Here is a 1,518-nt window from a genome sequence, read left to right on the forward strand (position 1 = left end):
CAAGCGCTGGACGATTGAGAAAGCATTCAATAACAGTAAAAGTAATTTGAAAGAAACAAAAGCATGGTCTTCTGATAATAACTCACTCAAGAACCAGATGCGGCTGACAGCAATGAGCTACAACTTATTACGCACGGTCGAAGAGCTTTCTAAAATACAAGATCCAGAGTTGATTCACCCTTCTGATAAAAAGTACACAGAAGATCTTGAGAAAAGGCAGCAAGCAGCTAAAAAAAGGGGAGGATTTGTGAATCCATTATTTTTTAATGAAAGAATCGCACGTATAAGCTCATATACTATTCGGGCTGTTCAAAACGCAATAATGACAGGAAAGTCGCTGAGTAGCTTTATCAATGCGCTTGTTGCTAAATTAGTTCCGAGGGTGAATCAGATAGGGGAACACTGATGATCTGTGATGCGCATTTAGGGCATGTATTTGAAGATGGACCGGAGCCAACAGGCTTGCGCTATTGTATTAATTCAGCCTCATTAGATTTAAAACCAAGATGAATGATAAACAACAAGTTCAGGAATTATTAGATTTTATTGATGCCAGCCCCAGTCCCTGGCATGCGGTGGCAACGATGGAGCAGGCTTTACAAGGCGGCATCATTCATTCGGTTATCTGAAAAGCAGAAATGGCAGTTAGTATCAGGAAACCGGTATTATGTTATCCGTGATGATTCATCTATTATTGCCTTTGTGGCTGGACAAAAATCATTAGCTGAAAGTGGTTATAAAATAATCGGTGCGCATACCGATTCACCGGGTTTAAGGATTAAACCTCATGCTTTGCATAAATCAGGCGAGATCTTGCGTATTGGAGTAGAGGTTTATGGCGGTCCAATTCTGGCAACCTTTACCAATCGGGATTTAAGCTTTGCCGGACGGGTGAGTTATCGTACTGAGGCAGGTGAAATCAAAACACAATTACTGTGTTTTGAGCAATCCTTGTTACGTTTACCTAACCTTGCTATACATATGAATAGAAAGGTTAATGAAGACGGTTTGAAGCTTAATAAGCAGACAGAATTACCGCTTATATTTGCCATGAGTAGTAAAGAGCAGGTTCCGGATCAGGCTTTTACCGACTTATTAGTGACTCAGTGTCAGGTTCCCGCTGCACAAATTCTGTCCTGGGAATTTAATGTTTATGATACTCAGAAGGGCGCATTCTGGGGAGCTAAGCAAGAGTTTTATGCTGATAGTCAGTTAGATAACCTGGCTTCCTGTCATGCGGGTTTAATGGCTTTGCTTTAGGCGCGCCATGCTACCTCACGAAATTCCGGGACTCCTGTCGCCGTAATTCGTTCACCTACGCAGCGAACAGGAGATGCTCCAGCCGCCCTGCGTCCGCCACAGACTGAGTACAAAGCAGCTCAGTCATGGCTACCACAAATGGCTCTACGGCTATTCGGGATAAAATTTTAGCCTCCCTCGCGCGCTATCGCGCACTTCGGATTGGCAAATTTCCCTGCGCCTTCTGGAGACTATCATCCCGTCCGGGGCTGACAGCGA

The 1,518-nt window shown here is 43.8% G+C and carries 1 protein-coding gene and 2 pseudogenes; all 3 read left to right on the top strand.

Features of this window, described 5'->3' with window-relative positions; all coding sequences use genetic code 11:
* The coding region (locus tag CDZ78_RS10170) for a hypothetical protein (RefSeq protein ID WP_211200761.1) at nucleotides 1-406 on the top strand (406 nt) is incomplete at its 5' end.
* 5 nt (nucleotides 407-411) lie between these two features.
* Nucleotides 412-510 (top strand): annotated as a pseudogene (locus CDZ78_RS10175) (peptide-methionine (R)-S-oxide reductase); the annotation flags it as partial.
* Nucleotides 507-1,257 (top strand): annotated as a pseudogene (locus CDZ78_RS10180) (zinc-binding metallopeptidase family protein); the annotation flags it as partial. The pseudogenes CDZ78_RS10175 and CDZ78_RS10180, both read left to right, overlap by 4 nt.
* Nucleotides 1,258-1,518 lie beyond the last annotated feature (261 nt).

It is taken from the genome of Bathymodiolus platifrons methanotrophic gill symbiont (genome assembly GCF_002189065.1).
Lineage (GTDB): Bacteria > Pseudomonadota > Gammaproteobacteria > Methylococcales > Methylomonadaceae > Methyloprofundus.